A 20,745-nucleotide genomic window follows, 5' to 3' on the forward strand; every position below is an offset into this window, starting at 1 on the left:
GACCACCACAGTCGGTCAGGGGGCGCAAGCGGTGAAGCGTGCTTGCGCCCCCTGACCGACTGTGGTCGCCCTCCGGGCAGGCCATACGGGGAGAACACGAGACCAGAAGTCTGTGCTGCGCGGTGCAGTGGGTCCGGGTCGGTGCTGCGCGTGCAGGGGTCGGAGCCTGTGCGGGGTGATCAGGGTCTAGGTCTGGGTCCGGGCCGGGGAGGCGTTGGGCACGGCGGGGGCGCGTAGGCGACCGCGGCCCCCGCCGAAGTCTCGGGTCACACCGACTGGCGTTGTGCGCTGCCCCCGTGCGCGCGCTGAGCGGGTACCAGCACGTCGCCGTAGAGCGTTCGCTCGGTCTCCCGCTGCACCAGCGCGGCCAGTTCGCGCCGGGAAGCGGCCCGGCCCGGTGCGACCTCGTCCAGCACGCGCACCTCGACCACGAGGTCACGCAGCCGCAGCACGCGGCGCAGGGAGTCGACCAGCGTGTCCGAGCCGACGAACGCCGCGCGGGTCGTCGGGGCGCCGCCCACCAGGTACCGCAGGACGACGGGCTGGACGGGCACGCCGGCGTCCAGGGCCGCCTGGAACAGGGCCGGGCGGTACCGGCCGGAGGCCAGGCCGCACCACGTCGTGCCCTCGGCGTGGATGCCGACCGCCGCGCCGTCCCGCAGCGCGGCGGTCAGTTCGGCCACGGTGCCGGGCAGCAGGGACAGCCGCTCGCGGTCCAGGTAGACGGTCCTGGCCGCGGTGATCAGCCCGCCGAGCACGGGCCAGTCCTTGATGTCCCGCTTCGCGACCATCCTGATCGGCTGGACCGCGTCGATGGCCAGCTCGTCCAGCCACGACACGTGGTTGCTGACGACGAGCACCCCGCGGCCGGGTGTCGCCTGGAACACCGGCGCGCCGACCACCGACAGCCGTGCGCCGAACGCCCGCACGAGGAGCCGGAACCAGCGGCGCAGCAGCGCTTCGCGGGTCCGCCCGCGCGTGGCCAGCGCCGCCAGGGCGACCGGCGCGCCGCAGGCGAGGACGGCCAGCGCCGCGCAGACCCGCCACGCCACCCGGACGACGCCCACCTCGGCGGCCGTGCGGTCCACGCACCCGTCGCCGCACGGCGAGGACGGCATCCACGCGTGGGCGGCGGTCATGACGTCTCGCCCAGGAAGAACTTCAGGTAGCGCTGGTCGACGTGCTCCATCCCGAGCAGCACGAACAGGTCGGCGACACCGAAGTCCGGGTCCAGGGCCGGCCGCCCGCAAACCCACGCCCCGAGCCGCAGGTAGCCCTTGAGCAGCGGCGGGAGGACGGTCTTGGCGGGGCGCTCCACCGCGTCCACGTCCCACGGGTTGAGCGGCGTGACGCGGTACCGCTCGGGCGCGTAGTGCTTGGCCCGCACCTGGTCCCACACGCCCGCCGCGTGCGAGCCGCCGTCGTGCAGCGGCACGGACGCGCACCCCACCAGCCAGGAGTGGCCGGACAGGAGCATGTAGCGGGCGATGCCCGCCCACACCAGCGACACGACGGCGCCGGTGCGGTGGTCGGGGTGGACGCACGAGCGGCCCGTCTCGACGACGGAGGGCCGCAGGTCGGCGAGGTTCGTCAGGTCGAACTCGGTGTCGGAGTACAGCCGGCCCGCGTCGGCGGCGCGTTCCGGCGGCAGCATCCGGTAGGTGCCGACGATCTCGCCGGTCCGGTCGTCGCGCACCACGAGGTGGTCGCAGTGCTCGTCGAACGGGTCGACGTCGTGGCCCGCGACCGGCGAGTGCAGGGTCGCGCCCATCTCACCGGCGAAGACCTGGTGCCGCAGTCTCTGCGCGGCCACGACCTCGGCGCTGTCGCGGGCGACGAGCAGCGAGTAGCGCGGCGCGCCGGCGGTGGTGTCCCCGGTGCTGACAAGCAGTTGAGGCTGCGTCATGGGTCTGGTGTACCTACCCGATGGCGACCGACAGCAGGTCGTTCCGATGACGCATTAGTGGCAGGTCGGTTAAACCCTGGTGTGCTGGAATGCGCCGAGGGCCGCACCCGCGTGATCGGGTACGGCCCTCGGCGCCGGAAAAATGATCAGCCCTTGCGCTTCTCGACCTCTTCGGTGAGCTGCGGCGCGACCTTGAACAGGTCGCCCACCACGCCGAAGTCGGCGATCTCGAAGATCGGCGCCTCGGCGTCCTTGTTCACCGCGATGATCGTCTTCGACGTCTGCATGCCGGCGCGGTGCTGAATTGCGCCGGAGATGCCCAGCGCGATGTAGAGCTGCGGCGAAACCGTCTTGCCGGTCTGACCGACCTGGAACTGGTGCGGGTAGTAGCCGGAGTCCACCGCGGCGCGCGACGCGCCCACGGCCGCGCCGAGGCTGTCGGCGAGCTTCTCCACGACCTCGAAGCTCTCCGCCGAGCCGACGCCGCGCCCACCGGACACGACGACCGACGCCTCGGTCAGCTCGGGGCGGTCGCCGCCGACGACCGGCTCGCGGCCGGTCACGCGGGTCACCTTGGCGGGGTCCGCGGCGGGCAGCTCCACGGCCTGCTCGACCGCGTCGCCGGGCGCCTCCTCGGCCTCCACGCCGCCGGGGCGCACGGCGATGACGGGCACGCCGCCGGTCACCTCGGACTTCACGATGTACGCGCCGCCGAAGACCGACTGCGTGCCGACGCCCTCGCCGTCGAGGTCGACCACGTCGTAGAGCAGGCCGGAGCCGAGGCGCGCCGCGAGCCTGCCCGCGACCTCCTTGCCCTCCAGCGTCGCCGCCACGAGGACGGCGGCCGGGGAGGCGGTGCCCGCGATGGTCGCCAGCGCGTCCACCTTCGGCGTGACGAGGTGCTGCACGGCGTCCTCGGACTCCACCGCGTACACCTTGGCCGCGCCGTAGCGGGCCAGGGACTCCCTCACCTTGCCCGCGGTGCCGGGCGATCCGACCACCACCGCGGACGGCTCGCCGAGACGGCGCGCGGCGGATAGAAGCTCATGGGTGACCTTCTTGACCTCGCCGTCGACGTGGTCGACGAGGACCAGGACCTCAGACATTTGTTCCCTCCTCGCCTTCAGATGAGCTTCTGGCCGACCAGGTACTCGGCGATCTTCGATCCGCCGTCACCCGAGTCCTCGACGCGCTGACCGGCGCTGCGCGGCGGCTTGGGCGCCGCCTCCAGCACCCGCGACCGGGCCGCGCCGAGGCCGACCTCGCCCGCGTCCAGCCCGAGGTCCGCCACGGTGAGCGTGGTCACGGGCTTCTTCTTCGCCGCCATGATGCCCTTGAAGGACGGGTAGCGCGGCTCGTTGATCTTCTCGGTCACGCTGACCACGGCGGGCAGGTTCGCCTCCAGGAACGCCAGGCCCTCGTCGGTCTCCCGCTCGGCCTTGATCACGCCGCCCTCGACGGTCAGCTTGCGCACCTGGGTGACCTGCGGCAGGCCCAGCAGTTCGGCCAGGATCGCGGGCACCGCGCCCGCGCGGCCGTCGGTCGCCTCGTTGCCCGCGATGACGAGGTCGAAGCCCTCCACCGTGCCGATGGCCTTGGCGAGCACCTTGGCGGTGGCCAGCACGTCGGAGCCGTGCAGCGCCTCGTCGGAGACGTGGACCGCCTTGTCCGCGCCCATCGACAGCGCCTTGCGGATCGCGTCGGTGGCGCGGTCGGGACCCATCGCGACGACGGTCACCTCGCCGCCGTGCGCCTCCTGGAGCAGCAGCGCTTCCTCCACCGCGCGCTCGTTGATCTCGTCGAGCACGGCGTCCGCGGATTCGCGGTCGAGGGTGTGGTCGGCGTCGGTGAGCTTGCGCTCGGACCAGGTGTCGGGCACCTGCTTGACCAGGACGACAATGTTCATGGGTCCTCTTCGACCTCCTGCGGACGGGCGGCGATGTTCGGGCGAAGCGGTGGCCTGCGACCGGTCGCCGGGTGTTCCAGTGTGAATCGTGACCCTGCCATGTCATCACCGCATTGGCATGGTGGTGTCGGCCACCCGAATGTTACCCACCAGTAGCGGCGGGTGGAACGGCGGCCCCGGCCATAGCGCGTGACGATCCCCACAAGCGTTATGAGGCCGATTGAGCGACATCGTGCGTGCCCCCGGCGGCGTTACAGCGGACGCCGCTGCTCGGCTAGGGTCCGAACACATGCACCGTCGAGTAGCGATCGTCACCGACTCCACCGCGTGCCTGCCGGACCAGCTGGCCGAGAAGCTCGGCGTCACGGTCGCGCAGATCCAGGTCCGCATCGGTGACTGGGTGGACGACGAGGCCCGCGTGCCGCTGCCCAAGCTCGTGGACGCACTGCGCGACCGGCTCGACGTGGCCACCGCGCCACCCGACCCCGGCGCGTTCTTCTGGGCCTACTCCGACGCGGCGGCGGCCGGGGTGGAGGCGATCGTGTCGCTGCACGTGTCGACCGGGCTGTCGAAGACCGCCGAGGCCGCGCGGGACGCGGCGACGCAGGTGAAGGTGCCGGTGCACGTGGTGGACACGCGGACGTGCGGCATGAGCCTCGGGTACGCGGTCGTGGCCGCGGCGACGGCCGCGGCGGCGGGCGCCGACGTGCAGCGCGTGCTCTCCCACGCGCAGCGCAGCTTCCACCGCAGCACCGAGCTGATCTACGTGGACACGCTGGAGTTCCTGCGGCGCGGCGGGCGGATCGGCGCGGCGGCGGCGCTGCTCGGGTCGGCGCTGGCCGTGAAGCCGCTGCTGACGTTGGCCGACGGGCGGATCACGCCGCTGGACCGGGCGCTCGGGTCGGAACGCGCGCTGCGCAAGCTGGTCGACCTGGCGGTGCGGCGGGCCGGCACCGGGCAGGTCGACATCGCGGTCGAGCACTTCGACGCGCCGGAACGGGCGCAATCCGTGCTGGACCAGTTGCGCGCCAAGCTGCCCGACGTGCGGCGATTCCTGCTGACGCGGGTGAGCCCGGCGATCGGGGCGCACATCGGTCCGGGCGCGCTCGGGGTGACCGTTTCGCCGGTTTAGGAACTCCGCACGAGGTTTCTTCGTTGGCCCGGTGGGGAAAGGAGAGGACATGGCATCCCTGTTCAGCAGGATCACCGCGTTCACTCGCAGCCCGCAGGGCCGGCGGATCACCGAACAGCTCAAGCACGCCGCCCGCGACCCGCGCAACCGGGCCAGGGCGCAGCAGCTGCTGCGGAAGCTGCGCAAGCGCTGAGCCGTCAGCCCGGTCCTCGGCGCGTGGTGTCGCGGGCGTTCCGGAGCACCGCGCCGTCGACCGGGCCGCGCACCTCGGCGGGCTCGACCGGACGACCGTCCGCGTGATCGACGTCCGCGCCGTCGACAACCGGGCAAGCGACGTCCGGGCCGTCGGCGTCCGGGCGGGTGCCGTTCAGGCGCTCGACATCCGGGTGGTCGACGTCCACGAGGTCGGCGTCCGGGTGACCGGCGTCCGCACGGTCGGCGTCCGGGTGGTCGACGTCCGACCGCGGCACGAGCCCGACGTCGTCGAGTTCCGGGCTGTCGGAGTGGGGTGCGGCGGCTCCGGCTGCCGCGGGTTCCGGTACTGCGGGTTCCGGTGCCGCGGGTTCCGGTGCCGCGGGCAACACCGCCTCCGGGACGAATCGACCCACCGGGTCCAGCGACGGCACCAGCGTCAGCGCCGGACGGGTCGGCTCCTCCGGCGGAGCGGTGATCGGCAGCCCCACGACCGGGTTGCGGTGGATGGGCCTGGTCGCGTACTCCTCCCGAGGGAGGCGGAGGTCGAGCTTCGGTTCCGCGCGCCACACCGGCGGCGGGGTCGGCTCCGGTTCCGGCTCGCGTCTGAGCATGTACGCCGTGAGCACGCACCCCGCCGCGAACGACAGGGCGCACAACCCGAAGACGAAGGCGATCGCGCCTGACATAACGCTCCTACCCGACGAGCACGTCGACCTGGGGACCGCTCTCGGACGGCGCGCCCCAGACCGCGTCCACGACGACCCGCGTGCTGATGACCTCGGCCGGCACGCCGCGTGCGACGAGGGAGTCGCGCACCAGCTCCGCCCGCCGCTGGGCGAGGTCGGCGAGGCGGTGGTCGGGCGTCTCGCCCTGCCACGCGTGCGCGACCAGCGCCACCGCCGCGCCGGACGTCCCCGCCAACAGGTCGCCGACGCCCCGCTGCACCTCCGCGCCCCGGCCCGCGTGCTCGGTGCCGCCGGGCGCGAAGGTGATGCCCTTGACCCCGTTGGCGGCGAACAGGCTCGCCACGTTCTGCCGCACCGACTCGGCCGACGGCGCGAGCGACGCGGGCAGCGCCGGCGACCCGCTGACGCCCAGCGGCTCGGCGGTGGGGCGCACCGGCACCGGGCGGCGGGTCGGGTGGGCCAGGACGTGGCCGGTCGGCCCGACCACCGTCGCGCCGGACAGCTCTTCGCCGTACACCGTGAAGCCGAACGCCGTGAGCGCCGCGGACACCACGACCGCGCCCACGACCAACGGCGTGAGCGGCAGTCCAGGGGGCATCAGGCGCCGACCCTTTCCTCGTCCGACACGACATCCGACGCGGGGCCCGGCCCGGCGCCGGCCTTGGCGGCCGACCCGGAGCCCGACTCGGAGCCCCGCTTGGCACCCGACTCGGCATTCGACGCGGAACCCGCCTCGGCACCCGGCTTGGCACTCGGCTTGGCACCCGGCTCGGAACCGGACTCCGCACCGGAGGTCGTACCCGACTTGGCGGCCGACTTGGCGGCCGAGGCGCCGCCCACCCCCGCGCCGGCTCCCGCGCCGACCTCGGCGCTCGACCCGGCACCCGACCCGGCGTCGGCGACCGCGTCCAGCGCGCCCTCCGGCACGGTCTGCTCCGGGATCAGGTTCGGCACCCGGTCCACCGCCGCCGCCAGCACGGAGCGCGCGGCCGCCAGCTGGTCCGCGACGTTCCGGCGCAGCTCCTCCAGCTCGTCCGTGCGCCGCTGGATCTCCGCGATCCGGCGCTGCGCCTCCCGGCACGCCATCTTCACCACGAACGAGGCCCGCGCGTTCGCCAGCGCCTCCTGCTCGGCGAGGCGCTGCGCGACCTCCTTGCGCCGCCGCTTCACGATCAGGTCGAAGTACTTCTTGGCCTTCTCCCGCTTCTGCGCGGCCTCGGCGGCGAGCCGCTCGCACTGCTCGGTGGCGTCCTGCACGAGGGCGTCCGCCTTCTGCTGGGCGAGCGAGACCATCGCCGCGCACTGCGCCTCGACCCGCTCGGTGCGCTTCTGGAGGTGGGTCTCGGTCTCGGCGCGGCGGCGTTCGAGGTCGACCTCGCGCTGCTCCAGCTCGGCGGTCCGGCGGGCGGCGACGTCCCGCTGCTCGCGGGCGTGCGCCTCGACGGCGGCGCGCAGCACCGCGACCTCCTCGTCGGCCTTCCGGCGCTGCTCGGCCAGCTCGACCTGGGTGCGCTTGCGCAGCGCCTCGACGTCGCGCTCGGCGCGCAGCCTCAGGTCCGCGGCCTCCTCCTCCGCGAGCAGCAGCATCCGGTGCAGGCGCTCGGTGGCGCCCGCCGTGGTGTTCGGCGCCATCTCCAGCCGCTCGACCCGCGCCCGCGCCTCCTCCAGGTCGTGCCGGGTCATCTCCAGGATCTTGCGGAGGTCGGCCGCCTGCGCCAACGCCTCGGCGCGGTCCACGCTGGTGAACCGGAGCTGTTCCTCCAGGTTCTCGACGTGCTCGATCACCTGTCGTCGGTGGAATCCGCGGTAGACGACGTCGAAATCCGCGTGCAGCGGAACAATCTCGGGATCTTTCGCACTCATGGCCGCCCCACTCGTTCGAAGATTGTCCGAGGATACCCAGCGTGAGAGGACTGAACCAGCAGGTGACCGGCCGGGAAAGCGCCGGTGGGGTACCGCCCGCCGAGCCGCCTGGCAGGGCAAACAATGGACTCGAAGATCAACTGACTCGAACGCCACGTCACCCGATGGTGTCATTTCAGCCAAAAGGAGGGGCATCGCGACAATGCCGGTTCCACTCGACCTCTGGTAACTAGTCCGAACAACTTCACACGGAATAGTGACACCCGATGTGGCGGGCGATGGCTACCCGCGAGTAACGAGCAACTAGGCTGGGCCGGTGACCGTCGAGCCGCTGCCCCTCACCGGCGAGCGCACCGTGCCGGGTATCGCCGTCGAGAACTACTGGTTCCGCCGCCACGAGGCGGCCTACCTCGACCTCGTGCGGCACTGCGCGGGCGCGGTCGTGCTGGAGGCGGGCTGCGGCGAGGGCTACGGCGCGGCGCTGATCGCCCGGCACGCCGCGCGCGTCGTCGCCCTGGACTACGACGAGCCGACCGCGGCGCACGCGGCGCGGGCGTACCCGGGGCTGGACGTGGTGCGCGGCAACCTGGCCGCGCTGCCGCTGCGGGACGCGAGCGTCGACGTGGTGGCGAACCTCCAGGTCCTCGAACACCTGTGGGACCAGGAGGGCTTCCTGGCGGAGTGCGCGCGGGTCCTGCGGCCCGGCGGTCGGCTGCTGCTGACGACGCCGAACCGGATCACCTTCTCCCCCGGCCGGGACACGCCGCTGAACCCGTTCCACACCAGGGAACTCGCGGCCGACGAGCTGGCCGGCCTGCTCACCGGCGCGGGCCTGGCGGTCGAGCTGCTCGCCGGGCTGCGGCACGGGCCCCGGCTGCGGGCGCTGGACGCGCGGTTCGGCGGGTCGCTCATCGACGCCCAGGTGGCGGTGGCGGTGGCCGGCGGGCCGTGGCCGCCCGACCTGCTGGCCGCGGTGGGCGGGGTCCGCAGCGACGACTTCGAGCTGGCCACCGACGACGTGGACGCGTCGCTGGACCTGGTGGCCGTGGCGGTCCGGCCATGACCGAGGGCACGTTCTGCCTCGTCCTGCACAGCCACCTGCCGTGGCTGGCGCACCACGGCGCCTGGCCGGTCGGCGAGGAGTGGCTGTACCAGGCGTGGGCGCACTCCTACCTGCCCGTGGTCGACCTGCTGGAGCGGTTCGCGGCCGAGGGGCGCGAGGACGTGCTGACGCTGGGCGTGACGCCCGTGCTGGCCGCCCAGCTCGACGACCCGTACTGCCTGCGCGGCGTGCACGACTGGCTGGGCGACTGGCAGTTGCGCGCGCACGGCGCGAGCCGCCGGCTGCCGGACCTGTCGGCCCGCGAGCACCGGGCGTCGCGGTGGGCGCTGGAGCGGTTCGAGACCCGCTGGCGGCACGGGTTCTCGCCGGTGCTGCGGTCCCTCGTGGACAGTCGGGTGATCGAGCTGCTGGGCGGGCCCGCGGCGCACCCGTTCCAGCCGTTGCTCGACCCGCGGCTGCGCGCGTTCTCGCTGCGCACCGGCCTGGCCGACGCGCGGCGGCGGATCGGCGGCGCGCCCGAGGGCATCTGGGCGCCCGAGTGCGCCTACGCGCCGGGCATGGAGCACGGGTACGCGGCGGCGGGCGTGCGGCGGTTCCTGGTGGACGGTCCGTCGCTGCGCGGCGACACGGCGGCGGCCCGCCCGGTGGGCGGCTCGGACGTGCTGTGCTTCGGCCGCGACCTGGAGGTGTCCTACCGGGTGTGGTCGCCCAGGGCCGGCTACCCCGGCGACCCCGCCTACCGCGACTTCCACACCTACGACCACCCGAGCGGGCTCAAGCCGGCGCGGGTGACGGGCGTGCGGGTCGCCCCGGAGGACAAGGCGCCCTACGAGCCGGCGGCAGCGGCGGCGGCCGTCGCGCGGCACGCCGCGGACTTCGTGGACACGGTGGTGCGGCGGCTGCGGTCGCTGCGCGAGCGGCACGGCCGGCCGTCGCTGGTCGTCGCGGCGTACGACACCGAGCTGTACGGGCACTGGTGGCACGAGGGCCCGGCGTGGCTGGAGGCCGTGCTGCGGGCGCTGCCCGGGGCCGGGGTGCGGGTGACGACGCTGCGCGGGGCGGTGGAGGCGGGCCACGTGGGCACGCCGGTGGAGATCCACCCGTCGTCGTGGGGCGCGGGCAAGGACTGGCACGTGTGGAACGGGCCGCAGGTCGCCGACGTGGTCGACCTCAACGCGGGCGTCCAGCGCGAACTGCTCGACCTGGACCTGTCCGGCCGCACGCGGGACCCGGTCGCCGACCAGGCCGTGCGCGAGGCGCTGCTGGCGCTGTCCAGCGACTGGGCGTTCATGGTCACCAAGGACTCCGCCGCGGACTACGCCCGGTACCGCGCCAAGGTGCACGCCGACCGGTTCGCCGAGCTGGCCGCCCTGCTGCGCCGCGGGCGGGGGCGGGCGCGAGCGGCCGAACTCCGCCTGGTCGACGGGCCGTTCGGGCACCTGGACGCGCGGGAGCTGGCCGGATGACCGGCGGCGCGGGTAGCGCGAGACCCCGTGCCGAACCCACCCCCGATCACGTCGACGGGGGGCGCGACCGACCCGGGGGCAGGCGACCCGGGGGCAGGCGGGCCGGGGGCAGGCGGGCCGGGGGCTCAGGGCGTGCGGCCGTCCACGCGCTCGGTGATCCCGGCCGCGCCGGGGTGGTCGATCCGCGCCTGCGCGACGGGCTCGGCCCTCGACCGGCCCGCGGTGTCGGCGGGGCGGACCAGGCCGGCCCGCTCCGCCCGCGCCCGGCGGTCCACGACGACGCCGATCGCCAGGAGCAGCGCGCAGAACAGCACGGCGTACAGCCAAGGCTGCATGACGACCCCCTCAGTCACTTCGAGGGTAGCGAGGCAATGGGAGGATGCGCCATGCGTGTGCTGATGTTGTCGTGGGAGTACCCGCCGGTCGTCGTGGGCGGGCTCGGCCGCCACGTGCACGCGCTGGCCACCGAGCTGGCCGCGCAGGGGCACGAGGTCGTGGTGCTGTGCCGGCAGCCGACCGGGTCGGACGCGCTCACCCACCCCACGTCGGACGCGGTGGTGGAGGGCGTGCGGCTGGTGCGCGTCGCCGAGGACCCCGCGCACCTGGTGTTCGAGCGGGACCTCGTGGCGTGGACGCTGGCCCTGGGCCACGCGCTGACGCGGGCCGGCCTGGCGCTGCTGCGGGGGTGGCGGCCGGACGTCGTGCACGCCCACGACTGGCTGGTGACGCACGCGGCGGTCGCGCTGGCCGAGGAGGCGGGCGTCCCGCTGGTGGCGACCGTGCACGCGACGGAGGCCGGGCGGCACAGCGGGTGGCTGTCGCAGACGCTGAACCAGCAGGTGCACTCGGTGGAGTGGTGGCTGGCGAACCGGGCGGACGCCCTGATCACGTGCTCGTCGGCGATGCGGACCGAGGTGGCGCACCTCTTCGAGGTCGACCCGGACGGCATCACCGTGATCCACAACGGGATCGAGCCGCGGCGGTGGCGGGTCCGGCCGGCGGACGTGGCCGCGGCGCGGGCGGCGCACTCCCCCGACGGCGCGCCGCTGCTGCTGTTCTTCGGGCGGCTGGAGTGGGAGAAGGGCGTGCAGGACCTGATCGCCGCCCTGCCCCGCGTCCGCCGCGCGCACCGGGGCGCACGCCTGGTGGTGGCCGGCGAGGGCACGCACGGCGAGTGGCTGGTGGAGCAGGCGCGCAAGCACAAGGTGCGGCGGGCGGTGGACTTCGCGGGCCACCTGCCGGACCGGTCCCTGGCGGCCCTGCTGGCGGCGGCGGACGCGGTGGTGCTGCCGAGCCGCTACGAGCCGTTCGGGATCGTGGCGCTGGAGGCCGCCGCCGCCGGCGCGCCGCTGGTGGCGTCGACGGCGGGCGGGCTGGGCGAGGTCGTGCTGAACGGCGTGACGGGCCTGTCGTTCGCGCCGGGCGACGTCGACGCGCTGGCGGCCGCGGTCCGCTCGGTGCTGGCCGACCGGGCGTCGGCGGCGCGGCGGGCCAAGGCGGCCAAGGCACGCCTGGGCACCGATTTCGACTGGTCCCGCATCGCGGAGGCCACCGCCGGGGTCTACCGCTCGACCCCGATCCGGAGCCACCCGCCCCTCGGCCGCCCGAAGATCGCGACCGGCAACGCCTTCCTCTGAGTTGCGCCCTTCGCTCTTCGACGCGACGGGACCACAGCAGCGGGACCACGGACTCGACGCGCCCGGAGGCGAGCCGGTCTTGGGCGGTCGTCGGGAACGCCACGCAAAAACGACCACCCCTTCGCCCGAGCACGAATCCGCGGCCGCGATCCCCCTTCCGTCGGCCAGGGCCCCGAAGCGCTCTGATTCGCACCAGGGCCCCGAACCGCCCCCTACCCGGTCACTCGCCGTTCTGTGAGCGCTCCAGCGCCTCACGGGCCTTGCGCGCCATGTCCGCGACCGCCGCGCGGCGCACCGCGTCCGCCTCGTAGTCCTCGCGGCGGTCCTTCACCACCCGCGCCGGGATGCCGACCGCGATCTTGTAGTCCGGCACGTCGCCCCGCACGACGGCGTGCGCGCCCAGCACGCAGCCGCGCCCGACGCGCGTGCCCCGCGTGACGGTGACCTTCGTGCCCAGCCAGCAGTCCGGGCCGATGCGCACCGGGGACTTCACGATGCCCTGGTCCTTGATCGGCAGGTGGACGTCGGCCGTCACGTGGTCGAAGTCGCAGATGTAGACCCAGTCCGCGATCAGGGTCGCCGCCCCGATCTCGACGTCCAGGTAGCAGTTGACCGTGTTGTCCTTGCCGAACACGGCCTTGTCGCCGATCCGCAGCGAACCCTCGTGGCACCGGATGGCGTTGCCGTCGCCGATGTGCACCCAGCGCCCGATCTCCAGCCGCCCGTACCCCGGACGGCAGTGCAGCTCGACCTTCCGGCCCAGGAACACCATGCCGCGCAGCACCACGTGCGGGTTCGCCAGCCGGAACCGCAGCAGCCGCCAGTACCGGACCAGGTACCACGGCGTGTACGCGCGGTGGCGGATCACCCACTTCAGGGACGCCAGGGTGAGGAACCGGGCTTGCGCCGGATCGCGCCGCGACTTGCGCCACCTGGTCCACACGGGCGCACCCCACATGCTCGTCACCGGGGCACTCTAACCAGCGCACCACCCGGTTCCACGACGAACCCGTGCCGCAGGTAGAGGGCCAGGGCGTGGGCGTTGCCCGCCGCGACCCGCAGCCGGACGGGACGCGGGTCGGCCCACCGGGCGACCCCGTCGACCAGCGCGTCGCCGACGCCCCGGCCGCGGGCGGCGGGCGCGACCCAGAGCGAGATCAGCTCGACCGGGTCACCCGGCATCCCGCTGACCATGCCGACGTCCGCGCCGTCCAGGCGGGCGACGAGGTCGAGGGAGCCGGCCAGCCGCCGCCGCCAGCGCTCCTCGGGCGCGTGCGCCCACTTCTCGTACGCCGACTCGAACGCGTCCGGGGCGTCCCGCAACGCCGCCAGCCTCAGCCGTCGCCACACCTGCCAGTCGTCGGGGCCCACCGCGCGCACGTCCACCGCTCCAGGATGACCCCCGGCGCACCGACGACCGAGGCGACCCCGACGGCGAGCCACCCGACCGGCGACCACGACAGCCACCACGACGGCCACCCCGACCGCGACCCGCCCGGCACCGCACCGACCCCGCACCCCGGCACCTCGCCCGCCCCGGCGGGTCGGGCAGGATCGACGCACGTGACGACCCCTCTCATCATCGACACCGACCCCGGCGTGGACGACGCGTTCGCCCTCGCGCTGGCTGCGGCGAGCCCCGAAGTCGACCTGATCGGCGTGACGACCGTGTTCGGCAACGTGTCACCCGAGCTGACGACGCGGAACGCGCTGCGGGTCCTGGCGCTGCTCGGCCGGGAGGACGTGCCGGTCGCCGCGGGCGCGGCCCGCCCCCTGGTGCACCCCCAGCCGCACGTGTCCCTGGCGCACGGCCCGGACGGGCTGTCCGGGTTCGCCGACACCCTCCCCGAACCCACCAGGGGACCGGACGCGCGGGACGCCGTGACGCTGCTCAAGGACCTGCTGGAAGCCGCCGAGCGACCGGTGACCATCGCGCCCATCGGCCCGCTGACCAACATCGCGCTGCTGCTGGCCGCGCACCCCGGCCTGCGCAACCGGATCGAGCGCCTGGTGGTCATGGGCGGCGGCGTGCGGGGCGGGAACATCACGGCCGCGGCCGAGTTCAACCTGTGGAGCGACCCGGAGGCGGCCCGGCGGGTGCTGGTGGCCGCCGAGGTGCCGGTGACGCTGGTGCCGCTGGACCTCACGCGGCGGTGCGCGGTGAGCACGGCGTGGCTGGCGGAGCTGGCCGGGTCGTCGGCGGTGGGCGCCAAGCTGGTCGGGCTGACGCCGGACTACCTCGCCGCCTACCGGAAGTCCCTCGGGTGGGACGGGATGGCGCTGCACGACGCCGTCGCGGTCGCCGAGGCCATCCGGCCGGGTGTGCTCCAGGTCCGCCGGCACCCGGTGGAGGTCGAGTGCTCGTTCGGGCCGGGCCGGGGCGGGCTGCTCGTGGACGAGCGGTTGAGGTCGGCGGACGCCGGCGGGATCGACATCGCGGTGGACACCGACGTCGACGGCCTGCGCGGGTTCGTCCTGGACCGGCTACGTGCGCTCGGCGCGGGCCAGTAGGTAGGTGGGCGTCCGGCCGATCCGGGTGAGCACGGCGGTCGCCTCGGCCGCGCCGGCGGGCTTCAGCCTGCGGCGCAGGGTGTTCGGGTCGACGTCCAGGCCGCGCACCAGGATCTCCAGGCGGCCGACGTCGTGCGCCCGCAACACCGACCGCAGCGCCTTCTCGCTGTAGTGGCCGTGCTCGACCACGCGGAACGCGCGGATGCCCGGCGGCGGCACGGGCCCGGTCAGGTAGGCGATCCGCTCGTCGAGCTGCGCCAGGCCGTGCCGGGCCGCGTAGTGCCGCACCAGGCCGGCCCGCACCACCGCGCCGTCCGGGTCGACCAGCCACTCGGCGGGCGGCGTCACCGGGCAGTCGTCCGGCTCGGCGTCGGTGATCGTCCACCCGGGGCCGCCGGTGCGCAGGACGGACGCCCGGCGCGTGACGCCCGGCGTGGCCAGCCCCCTGGTCCACAGGCACGCCTCGCGCACCTGGCCGTCCAGGGACACCAGTTCGACCTCGTCCGCCCACGGGGCGACCGCGAAGTCCACGCCCGGCGCGCACTTCACCGCCAGGTCGCGGTCGGCGTAGGCGGCGGCGAGCCCGTCCAGCGGCGGCGCGAAGTCCGCCGGCCGCCACGTGCGCCTGCCCGTGGCGTCCCGGCGGGCCGGGTCCGCGACGACCGGGACGCCCCGCGACACCGGGCGCAGCGCGTCGGCCCGGAGCACGGTCCGGGAGCCGCCCAGGTTGTGGCGGGCCATCGCCAGCCGCACCGGGTCCAGGTCGGAGCCGACGGAGCCCTCCGGCAGCGCCGCGAGGTCCGCGCCGATCGAGCACGTCACGTCGTGCACCACGCGGCCCGCGAACCGCGCGGCGCGGTGCTCGGCGACCGGCCGGGGCGTGGCCTGCTGGAGCGCGGCGTCGGTGAACAGGCCGTCCCGGAACGGGACCTTGGCCGCCGCGCCGCGCCGGAGCAGCAGGGTCTCCAGCACCGCCGCGAAGTGCCGCGGCGCAACCCGGCGCGCCCGCGCCACGTCGGACAGCCGGGACGCCGGGGTCAGCGGCAGGTCGGCCAGCTCCGCCAACGCGGCGCACCCGGCGTCGGAGCGCAGGTACGCCACGTCGTCGAGGCCGAACGCGTACCCCATCTCAGCCGGCCCGCTTGCGGCCCGTCACGGAGACGTTGTAGAAGACCTCCCGCGGCAGGAGCTTGGCCAGCACGTTCTCGTCCACCCAGGAGAGCCGCTGCCACGTCCGGTAGGCGAACATCGCCCACCCGAACCCGAGCTTCCCGCGCGGCACGGCCGCCTCGAACGTCCGCACCGGCCACCCGAACAGCGCGGCGGACAGCTCCTCCGTCACCGCCCGGACCTCCGTCGCGCCCGCGGCCCGCGCGGTGCGCTCCAGGTCGGACGGGTCGAAGGTGTGCAGGTCCACCACGGCCTCCAGGGCCGCCGCGCGGGACGACTCGTCCAGCTCGGCCTGCGGGCGTCGCCAGCCGTTCAGCGGGCCCAGCCTGGTCACGTTGGTGGTGAGCCACCAGGTCAGCCGACCCAGCTTGCGCGCGTAGAAGTCGCCGATGCTCGTGGGGTCACCCGCGAACACGAACCGCCCGCCGGGCTTGAGCACCCGCAGCACCTCGCGCATCGCGGCCGGGACGTCCGGGATGTGGTGCAGCACCGCGTGGCCGACGACCAGGTCGAACGTGTCGTCGTCGTAGGGGATGCGCTCCGCGTCGGCCACCCGGCCGTCCACCGGCAGGTCCAGCCCCGCCGCGTTGCGCAGCGCCACCTCGACCATGCCGGGCGACAGGTCGGTGACCGAGCCCCGCTCGATCACGCCGCCCTGCATCAGGTTGAGCAGGAAGAAGCCCGTGCCGCAGCCCAGTTCCAGGGCGTGCCCGTACGGGCCGGCGTCGCCCGCCACGGCCCGGAACCGGTCCGTCGCGTAGGTGATGCAGCGCTCGTCGTAGGAGATCGACCACTTCTCGTCGTACGTGTCGGCTTCCCAGTCGTGGTAGAGCACGTTGGCGAGCTTGGGGTCCGAGTACGCCGCCCGCACCTCCTCGGCCGTGGCGCGGGGGTTCGGCCTGGGGTCCCGCACCGGGTCAGCGGCCACTGAACTTCGCCTTCCCCGGCCCGTTCTCGATGAACGACGCCATGCCGGTCTTCTGGTCCTCGGTCGCGAACATGGCCGCGAACAGCTGGCTCTCCAGGTTCAGGCCGCTGCCGAGGTCGGTGTCCAGGCCGCCGTCGATCGCGGCCTTCGCGGCGGCGTACGCGCGCACCGGGCCGTTGACGAACTGCGCCGCCCAGCGGCGGGCCGCCGCGTAGACCTCGTCCGGCGCGACGACCTCGTCCACCATGCCGATCCGCAGCGCCTCCTCCGCGCCGACGAACCGGCCGGTGTAGATGAGGTCCTTCGCGCGGGACGGTCCGATCAGGCGCGGCAGGCGCTGGGTGCCGCCCATGCCGGGGATGACGCCCAGCAGGATCTCCGGCTGGCCGACCTTGGCGTTGTCGCCCGCGACGCGCCGGTCCGCGCACAGCGCCAGCTCGAACCCGCCGCCCAGGGCGTACCCGGTGATCGCGGCCACCGTCGGCTTCGGGATCTCCGCCACGGCGCGCAGCGCCGACTGGAACTCGCCGGCGCGGGCCGCCATCTCGGCGTAGGTCAGCTCCGCCATCTCCTTGATGTCCGCGCCCGCGGCGAACACCTTCGGGCCGCCGTGGACGATCACGGAGTACACGTCGTCGCGACGCGCGGCCTCCTGCGCGGCGGCCCGGATCTCCTCCTGGACCTGCCGGTTCAACGCGTTGATCGGCGGACGGTCCAGCCGGATGGTGCCGATGCCGCCCTCGACTTCCAGCTTCACGAACTCAGCCACAAGAACCTCTGTGTTGGATTGCCTCGGCTTCGCCTCGGCGGCTCGGCCGCCCTGTGGTCGGGCCGTCGCGCCTGATTTCCCGCCGATCGAAAAGCGTGATCGGCGGGAAATGAGGCGCGACAACCCGACGGCGGCCTCGCGGGGTGGACCGTGAGGCGTCGCGGGTGGCGCGGCCTCGCGGGATGGGTGCCGCTGCCCCCTGGACGGGTGGTGCCGTCATCAAGGTGCGCGGTGTGGTCACGGGTAGGAGGTTACCCCTGGGTAGGTTTGCGGCGGGCGAAGTAGCGGGCGCCGGCTCGTTGTAGTTCGAGGGGCTGGTCGAAGGTCTTGGAGAGGTTCTCCTCGGTCAGCACGTCGTCGAGGAGGCCCTGCGCCACGATCGCGCCCTCGCGCAGCAGCAGCGCGTGCGTGAAGCCCGGCGGGATCTCCTCGACGTGGTGCGTCACCAGCACGGACGCCGGCGCGTCCGGGTCGAGCGCCAGCTCCGACAGCCGCGCGACCAGGTCCTCGCGGCCACCCAGGTCCAGGCCGGCCGCGGGCTCGTCGAGCAGCAGCAGCTCCGGGTCGGTCATCAGCGCCCGCGCGATCATCGTCCGCTTGCGCTCGCCCTCCGACAGCGTGCCGTAGGCGCGGTCGGCCAGGTGCCCCGCGCCCAGCTGGGCGAGCAGCTGCTTCGCCCGGCCGGTGTCCAGCCGGTCGTACTCCTCGCGCCACCGGCCCACCACCGCGTACCCGGCGCTGACCACCACGTCGACCACCTTCTCGTCGGCCGGCACGCGCCCGTTCAGCGCCGCCGAGCACAACCCGATGCGCGGTCGCAGCTCGAACACGTCGGTCCGGCCGATGCGCTCGCCGAGCAGCTCCAGCCGGCCCTTGGTCGGGTGCAACTCGGCCGCGGCCAGTCGGAGCAGCGTCGTCTTGCCCGCGCCGTTCGGGCCGAGCACCACCCAGCGCTCGTCCAGCTCGACGCTCCAGTCGACGTCCCCGACCAGCGTGGTCTTGCCCCGTCGAACCGAAACACCCTGCATGTGGATGACCAGATCTTCGTTTTCCACGCCTGCCCTCGCCCCGTCGGTGCCTCGCCTCGGCCATTCTCGTGCAACGCCCGACGCGCGGGGGCGGCAGGTCTCCCATCCCCAACGCGGGGGCGGATGCTGGGAAGATCCCCGGTATGGCTGTCGACTCGTCCCCGCTCGCAGGCAGGCCCTTCCCGCTGGGCGCGCACCCCGAGGCCGGTGGCGTGCGGTTCGCGGTGTCCGCCGCACCCGCCGACGCGGTCGAGGTGTGCCTGATCAGCGAGGACGGCACGGAGGAACGGGTCGAGCTGACCGAGCGGACGTTCGGCGTCTGGCACGGCACGGTGACCGGCATCACGCCCGGCCAGCGGTACGGCTACCGCGTGCACGGCCCGTACGACCCGTCGCGGGGCCTGCGGTGCAACCCGGCGAAACTGCTCATCGACCCCTATGCGAGGCAGATCACGGGGACGTTCTCCGACCTGGACGCCGCGCTGGGCTACGTGGACGACCCGATGCTGGGCCCGCCGTCGCCGGTCGACTCGCTGGGCAGCGTGCCGCTCTCGGTGGTCGCGTCGCCGGGCGGGCCGGACACCGGCGTCAAGCCCGAGGTGCCGTTCCAGGAGACGGTGATCCACGAGCTGCACGTCAAGGGCTTCACGCGGCGGCACCCGGCCGTGCCGCCGCACCTGCGCGGCACCTACCTCGGCCTGGCGCACCCGGCGGTGATCGACCACCTCGTGCGGTTGGGCGTGACGGCGGTCGAGCTGCTGCCGGTGCACGCGTTCGTGGACGAGCCGGCGCTGATCCGGGGCGGGCGGCACAACTACTGGGGCTACTCGCCGCTGAGCTACTTCGCGCCGCACCCCGCCTACGCCGCCGAGCCCGGCCGCGAGGTGGAGGAGTTCCGGACGATGGTCGCCGCGATGCACGCGGCCGGCGTCGAGGTGCTGATCGACGTGGTCTTCAACCACACCTGCGAGGGCGGGCCGGAGGGGCCGACGCTGTGCTACCGGGGCTTCGACGCGCCGGGGTACTACCTGCACATCGAGGGCGGCGGCACCCTGGACATCACCGGCTGCGGCAACACGCTGGAGGCCGGTTCGCCGCAGGTCGTGCGCCTGGTGACGGACTCGCTGCGGTACTGGGCGACCGAGCTGGGGGTCGACGGGTTCCGGTTCGACCTCGCGTCCACGCTGGGCAGGCCGGGCGGCGGCCGGTTCGACCGGGCCTCGGCGATGCTGACGGCGATCACGTCCGACCCGGTGCTGTCGCGGTGCAAGCTGATCGCCGAGCCGTGGGACGCCACCGGCGACGGGTACCGGGTGGGCGACTTCGGCGTGCAGTGGGCCGAGTGGAACGGGCGCTACCGCGACACCGTCCGGGACTTCTGGCGCGGCCACACCGGCGTGCGCGACCTCGCCTACCGGCTGTCCGGTTCCTCCGACCTGTACGCCGACGACCTGCGGCGGCCGTGGCAGTCGATCAACTTCGTGACCGCGCACGACGGCTTCACGCTGCGCGACCTGGTCTCCTACAACGACAAGCACAACGAGGCCAACGGCGAGGACAACCGGGACGGCACCAACGACAACCGCTCCTGGAACTGCGGCGTCGAGGGCGAGACCACCGACCCCGACGTGCTCGCGCTGCGGCGGCGGCAGGCGCGCAACCTGCTGGCGACGCTGCTGCTGTCCACCGGGACGCCGATGCTGACCGCGGGCGACGAGCTGTGGCGCACGCAGGGCGGCAACAACAACGCCTACTGCCTGGACGACGAGACGTCGTGGGTGCGGTGGAAGCTCGACGGCGAGGGCGAGGCCATGCTCGCGTTCGCCCGGCGGGTGATCGGCGTGCGGGCGGACAGCCCCGCGCTGCGCCAGCCGGAGTTCTTCGACGGGCGCACCACGCCGTCGGGCGCGCCCGACCTGGTGTGGTTCCGGTCCGACGGCGAGGAGATGGCCGAGACCGACTGGTTCGACGAGGGCAGGCGGTTCCTCGGCATGTGGATCGACGGTTCGACGTCGTTGTCGCGGACCCGCGAGGGTGAACTGGTGTCCGACGACTCGTGGCTGCTGCTGCTGCACTCCGGCGGCGAGGAGTTGTCGGTCACCCTGCCGGGACCCGATTACGGGACCGGGTTCGAACCGGTGGTCGATTCCACCACCCCGGACGGCGCACCGGCGTCGCCGGGAATTCTGGCACCCGGTTCGGTGGTGGTGCTGACGGCCCGGTCACTGCTTTTGCTGCGCATTCCCGAAACGGGTGCACCCGCCTGAGCGAAGTGCGCCGGAGAGGGGAACCGACTCGGGGGCAGAGGCAATCCTGACTGGTGGGAGGACGTGCGGTGGCGCTGCGGCCCGTGGCACCATGCCGGGGTGGCCACTACCTTGCTGACCTGGTGCGACCGCACGATCGACCTCCTGCTCGTGGCGTCGTGCGGGTGTAGCCGGACGCGGCGGGACGGCTGGGTGATCGCGGGTTCCCGCGGTCGGTG

At 74.0% G+C, this 20,745-nt stretch carries 21 protein-coding genes; 7 read left to right on the forward strand and 14 right to left on the reverse strand.

Going from position 1 to position 20,745, the window contains the following annotated elements; translation table 11 throughout:
• Nucleotides 1–266: 266 nt before the first annotated feature.
• The 4 genes from C8E97_RS29395 to C8E97_RS29410 form a co-directional block, all read right to left on the reverse strand.
• On the reverse strand, nt 267–1,139 hold the full coding sequence (locus tag C8E97_RS29395) for a lysophospholipid acyltransferase family protein (protein WP_121008709.1): 873 nt from the start codon (nt 1,137–1,139) through the stop codon (nt 267–269).
• Nucleotides 1,136–1,906 carry a GNAT family N-acetyltransferase gene (locus C8E97_RS29400; protein WP_121008711.1) on the reverse strand — a complete coding sequence of 257 codons (771 nt, stop codon included), beginning with the start codon at nt 1,904–1,906 and terminating at the stop codon, nt 1,136–1,138. The genes C8E97_RS29395 and C8E97_RS29400 overlap by 4 nt, the downstream gene beginning before the upstream one ends.
• Nucleotides 1,907–2,052: 146 nt before the next feature.
• Nucleotides 2,053–3,012: an electron transfer flavoprotein subunit alpha/FixB family protein gene (locus C8E97_RS29405; protein ID WP_121008713.1), complete on the reverse strand. Its 960-nt coding sequence runs from the start codon at nt 3,010–3,012 to the stop codon at nt 2,053–2,055.
• 17 nt (nt 3,013–3,029) lie between these two features.
• Nucleotides 3,030–3,812, reverse strand: coding sequence for an electron transfer flavoprotein subunit beta/FixA family protein (locus tag C8E97_RS29410; RefSeq protein WP_121008716.1), 783 nt, complete (start codon nt 3,810–3,812; stop codon nt 3,030–3,032).
• A 289-nt stretch (nt 3,813–4,101) separates the two neighbouring features.
• Here C8E97_RS29410 and C8E97_RS29415 point away from each other — a divergent pair, with 289 nt between their 5' ends.
• Together C8E97_RS29415 and C8E97_RS35000 are read left to right on the forward strand one after the other, a co-directional pair.
• Complete coding sequence (locus C8E97_RS29415) at nt 4,102–4,944, forward strand: DegV family protein (protein ID WP_121008718.1); 843 nt, start codon at nt 4,102–4,104, stop codon at nt 4,942–4,944.
• Between the two features lie 49 nt (nt 4,945–4,993).
• Nucleotides 4,994–5,137 carry a hypothetical protein gene (locus tag C8E97_RS35000; protein ID WP_170212028.1) on the forward strand — a complete coding sequence of 48 codons (144 nt, stop codon included), beginning with the start codon at nt 4,994–4,996 and terminating at the stop codon, nt 5,135–5,137.
• Nucleotides 5,138–5,141: 4 nt separating this feature from the next.
• Here the strand turns inward: C8E97_RS35000 and C8E97_RS29420 are convergent, their stop codons facing one another.
• Genes C8E97_RS29420 through C8E97_RS29430 form a run of 3 tightly spaced genes read right to left on the reverse strand, consistent with a single transcriptional unit; the run spans nt 5,142 to nt 7,688 of the window.
• The gene (locus tag C8E97_RS29420) at nt 5,142–5,825 is read right to left on the reverse strand and encodes a hypothetical protein (RefSeq protein ID WP_121008720.1); all 684 of its coding nucleotides are present in this window, start codon (nt 5,823–5,825) and stop codon (nt 5,142–5,144) included.
• A 7-nt stretch (nt 5,826–5,832) separates the two neighbouring features.
• A complete protein-coding gene (locus tag C8E97_RS29425; RefSeq protein WP_147455268.1) occupies nt 5,833–6,423 on the reverse strand; it encodes an OmpA family protein in 591 nt (196 codons plus the stop codon).
• Nucleotides 6,423–7,688, reverse strand: coding sequence for a coiled-coil domain-containing protein (locus tag C8E97_RS29430; protein ID WP_147455269.1), 1,266 nt, complete (start codon nt 7,686–7,688; stop codon nt 6,423–6,425). Before C8E97_RS29430 ends, C8E97_RS29425 begins: the two co-directional genes overlap by 1 nt.
• A 316-nt stretch (nt 7,689–8,004) precedes the next feature.
• On the opposite strand from C8E97_RS29430, the gene C8E97_RS29435 reads away from it, so the two are divergent.
• Together C8E97_RS29435 and C8E97_RS29440 are read left to right on the forward strand one after the other, a co-directional pair.
• Complete coding sequence (locus tag C8E97_RS29435; protein WP_121008726.1) at nt 8,005–8,751, forward strand: class I SAM-dependent methyltransferase; 747 nt, start codon at nt 8,005–8,007, stop codon at nt 8,749–8,751.
• Nucleotides 8,748–10,217 (forward strand): 1,4-alpha-glucan branching protein domain-containing protein, encoded by a 1,470-nt coding sequence (locus C8E97_RS29440; protein ID WP_121008728.1) that lies wholly within the window; start codon nt 8,748–8,750, stop codon nt 10,215–10,217. The genes C8E97_RS29435 and C8E97_RS29440 overlap by 4 nt, the downstream gene beginning before the upstream one ends.
• A 125-nt stretch (nt 10,218–10,342) precedes the next feature.
• On the opposite strand, the gene C8E97_RS35645 is transcribed toward C8E97_RS29440, so the two are convergent.
• On the reverse strand, nt 10,343–10,552 hold the full coding sequence (locus C8E97_RS35645) for a hypothetical protein (RefSeq protein WP_211347152.1): 210 nt from the start codon (nt 10,550–10,552) through the stop codon (nt 10,343–10,345).
• A gap of 51 nt (nt 10,553–10,603) precedes the next feature.
• On the opposite strand from C8E97_RS35645, the gene C8E97_RS29450 reads away from it, so the two are divergent.
• On the forward strand, nt 10,604–11,854 hold the full coding sequence (locus C8E97_RS29450; RefSeq protein ID WP_121008730.1) for a glycosyltransferase family 4 protein: 1,251 nt from the start codon (nt 10,604–10,606) through the stop codon (nt 11,852–11,854).
• A 220-nt stretch (nt 11,855–12,074) separates the two neighbouring features.
• On the opposite strand, the gene C8E97_RS29455 is transcribed toward C8E97_RS29450, so the two are convergent.
• Both C8E97_RS29455 and C8E97_RS29460 read right to left on the reverse strand, forming a co-directional pair.
• Entirely contained in the window at nt 12,075–12,821 is a 747-nt protein-coding gene (locus C8E97_RS29455; RefSeq protein ID WP_121008732.1) for an acyltransferase, read from the reverse strand.
• Entirely contained in the window at nt 12,818–13,240 is a 423-nt protein-coding gene (locus C8E97_RS29460; protein WP_121008734.1) for a GNAT family N-acetyltransferase, read from the reverse strand. The genes C8E97_RS29455 and C8E97_RS29460 overlap by 4 nt, the downstream gene beginning before the upstream one ends.
• 177 nt (nt 13,241–13,417) lie before the next feature.
• On the opposite strand from C8E97_RS29460, the gene C8E97_RS29465 reads away from it, so the two are divergent.
• The gene (locus C8E97_RS29465) at nt 13,418–14,365 is read left to right on the forward strand and encodes a nucleoside hydrolase (protein ID WP_121012665.1); all 948 of its coding nucleotides are present in this window, start codon (nt 13,418–13,420) and stop codon (nt 14,363–14,365) included.
• On the opposite strand, the gene C8E97_RS29470 is transcribed toward C8E97_RS29465, so the two are convergent.
• The 4 genes from C8E97_RS29470 to C8E97_RS29485 form a co-directional block, all read right to left on the reverse strand.
• On the reverse strand, nt 14,339–15,493 hold the full coding sequence (locus tag C8E97_RS29470; protein WP_121008736.1) for a THUMP-like domain-containing protein: 1,155 nt from the start codon (nt 15,491–15,493) through the stop codon (nt 14,339–14,341). The two genes, C8E97_RS29465 and C8E97_RS29470, sit on opposite strands and share 27 nt — an antisense overlap.
• 1 nt (nt 15,494) lies before the next feature.
• A complete protein-coding gene (locus C8E97_RS29475) occupies nt 15,495–16,463 on the reverse strand; it encodes a class I SAM-dependent methyltransferase (protein ID WP_246019257.1) in 969 nt (322 codons plus the stop codon).
• Nucleotides 16,453–17,232, reverse strand: coding sequence for an enoyl-CoA hydratase/isomerase family protein (locus C8E97_RS29480; RefSeq protein WP_121008738.1), 780 nt, complete (start codon nt 17,230–17,232; stop codon nt 16,453–16,455). Before C8E97_RS29480 ends, C8E97_RS29475 begins: the two co-directional genes overlap by 11 nt.
• A 251-nt stretch (nt 17,233–17,483) precedes the next feature.
• Nucleotides 17,484–18,260 (reverse strand): ABC transporter ATP-binding protein, encoded by a 777-nt coding sequence (locus C8E97_RS29485; RefSeq protein WP_121008740.1) that lies wholly within the window; start codon nt 18,258–18,260, stop codon nt 17,484–17,486.
• A 143-nt stretch (nt 18,261–18,403) separates the two neighbouring features.
• Between C8E97_RS29485 and glgX the strand changes: the two genes are divergently transcribed.
• Nucleotides 18,404–20,527 (forward strand): glycogen debranching protein GlgX, encoded by a 2,124-nt coding sequence (glgX, locus tag C8E97_RS29490; RefSeq protein WP_121008742.1) that lies wholly within the window; start codon nt 18,404–18,406, stop codon nt 20,525–20,527.
• Nucleotides 20,528–20,745 lie beyond the last annotated feature (218 nt).

This window comes from Saccharothrix australiensis (assembly GCF_003634935.1).
Lineage (GTDB): Bacteria > Actinomycetota > Actinomycetes > Mycobacteriales > Pseudonocardiaceae > Actinosynnema > Actinosynnema australiense.